The sequence below is a fragment of the Nocardia sp. NPDC050697 genome (genome assembly GCF_040654395.1).
Taxonomy (GTDB): Bacteria; Actinomycetota; Actinomycetes; order Mycobacteriales; family Mycobacteriaceae; genus Nocardia.
On sequence record NZ_JBFAHY010000031.1, the window covers coordinates 1 to 1,121 of the forward strand.

Here is a 1,121-nt window from a genome sequence, read left to right on the forward strand (position 1 = left end):
TGTTGCGGGTCATGAGGTTGTTGTCGCCCGGGACGGGGTGAGGTGAAGAGGGACGGGTCTCCCGACGGCAGGATGGAAAACGCCAATCCCCCATCCGCCTGACCGGAAAGACCCGTCCCATGCCCCACCGTAATGCCCCGTTGTCCATCGAGGGCCGTCGCCGGCTCGTGCAACGCTGCCGGACCCGCCCGATCGCTCACGTCGCCGCCGAGATGGGAATCTCGCGCCAATGCGCCTCCAAATGGGTCAACCGATGGCGCCGCTACGGCGAACTCGGCCTGGCCGACCGCTCCTCGGTCCCCCACCACCAACCCAGTGCGACCCCGGCGCCGGTCGTGGCCCGGATCGAACGGCTACGCCGCGACCACAAGTACTCGGCGCGACGGATCGCCTTCGAACTCCACGCCGAGGGCATCACGATCGCGGTGCGCACGGTCTCACGCCAGCTGACGCATCTGGGGTTGCACCGTCGCCGGTTCATCGACCCCAGCGGCGCGAGTAACTGGGCACCGGGCCGGATCATCGCCCGCTGGCCCGGGCACATGGTCCACCTCGACGTGAAGAAGACCGGCCGGATCCCCGACGGCGGCGGATGGCGAACCCACGGCAAGGGCTCCGAGCAGGACAGAGCCGTGGCCCGGGCCAAGAAACGCCGCACCCGGGCCCGCTACACCTATCTGCACTCCGCGGTCGACGGCTTCTCCCGGCTGGCCTACACCGAAGCCCTCGACGACGAAACCGCGGTCACGGCAATCGGTTTCCTGTTCCGGGCGCGGGTGTTCTTCGCCGCGCACGGCATCACCCGGATCCACCGGATCGTCACCGACAACGGCGCCTGCTACCGCGCCCACGACTTCGCGAAGGTCTTGCACGGCGCTCGCCACCAGCGCATCCGTCCCTACACGCCGCGTCACAACGGCAAGGTCGAGCGCTACCAGCGGATCCTGGCCGAGGAACTGCTCTACGCCCGCGAATGGACCAGCGAAACCCAACGAACCGCCGCGATCGCGGTCTGGAACATCCACTTCAACTACCATCGCCCCCATTCAGCCGTTGGGAACCAGCCACCCGCCAGCCGACTCCACACCGGCGTCACCAACGTCCAGGCCTCATACAGCTAG

General features: G+C 68.1%; 1 protein-coding gene. It reads left to right on the forward strand.

What is annotated here, in order from left to right; all coding sequences use genetic code 11:
* Positions 1–119 precede the first annotated feature (119 nt).
* Positions 120–1,121: an IS481 family transposase gene (locus tag AB0H71_RS33925; protein ID WP_357029690.1), complete on the forward strand. Its 1,002-nt coding sequence runs from the start codon at positions 120–122 to the stop codon at positions 1,119–1,121.